The 1,185-nt window shown below is 50.5% G+C and carries 1 protein-coding gene; it reads right to left on the reverse strand.

The window, feature by feature from the left end; translation table 11 throughout:
• Window positions 1-1,185, reverse strand: a 1,185-nt coding sequence (gene ppk1, locus Q0369_RS01385) for a polyphosphate kinase 1 (RefSeq protein ID WP_298094972.1), incomplete at both ends; no start/stop codon positions are given.

Below are 1,185 nucleotides of genomic sequence, written 5' to 3' on the forward strand. Positions count from 1 at the left end.
TTCTAAAAATTCCTGATCGTCGATTTTCTCTTCGCCCTTTTTCGGCACGATCTTTCGGTACTCGCCGCTGCTTTGTAGCTCGAATGCGAGCTCATTGTCGCTTAGCTGAAGTTTTAAAATTTCTTTGAGCTTGTTTTGCAAATTTTCGTTGTAAATCGGGCTCATCAGCTCCAGCCTGCGCTCTAAATTTCGCGGCATCCAATCCGCGCTCGCGATGTATAGGCTGGGCTGCGCGTGCGCGAAGTAAAAAATTCTAGCGTGCTCCAGGTATTTGCCGACGATCGAGATCACGCGGATATTTTCGCTGACGCCCTTAAGCGCCGGGCGCAAGCAGCAGATACCGCGCACGATGAGATCGATCTTTACGCCCGCGGCGCTTGCTTTATACAGCGCCTTGATCATATCGCCGTCGACAAGAGCGTTCATCTTGGCGATGATCCTGCCGGCAGAGCCTTTCTTCTCCTCATTTTTTATCATCGCTAAAAGCCGCTCTTTGATCTGCATCGGCGACATAGAGAGGTTGTCCAGCTTGCGATTTTTGTTGTAGCCCGAGAGGATGTGGAAGAAATTCGTCGTGTCCTTATCGAAGCGGTCGCCGCAGGTAAAAAAGCTCACGTCGGTGTAAATTTTAGCGCTCGAGCCGTTGTAGTTGCCCGTGCCTAAGTGGATATAAAATTTTAACTTGCCGTCCTCTTTTTTGATGATCTGAGTTACCTTGGCGTGGACTTTAAAGCCCGTGATGCCGTAGATCACGTGCGCGCCCGCGTCTTCGAGAGCCTTCGCCCAGTGCAGGTTGTTTTCCTCATCAAATCTCGCCTTAAGCTCGACCATCACCGTTACCTGCTTACCGTCGCTTGCGGCCTCGATCAGACTTTGGACGATCGGGGAGTTTTTCTCCACCCGGTACAGCGTCATGCGGATCGAGATGACTTTCGGATCCTTGGCGGCCTCTTTGATGAGTTTTTGCACCGGATCGAAGCTCTCATAAGGATGGATCAGCAGGATATCCTCCTTCTCCATCGCGCTCATAACGGAGGTGTTTTCGTTAAAGGGGGGCAGCGTCTTTGGCAGATACTGAGGATGGGCTAGAAAGGAAAAATCCTTATTGGAGGCGATCTCCCAAAGCCCGTCCAGCGTAAGCGGCACGGCGCATTCATATATATCTTTGTAAAAAATTTTAAGATG

The organism is uncultured Campylobacter sp. (assembly GCF_938030685.1).
Classification (GTDB): Bacteria; Campylobacterota; Campylobacteria; order Campylobacterales; family Campylobacteraceae; genus Campylobacter_B.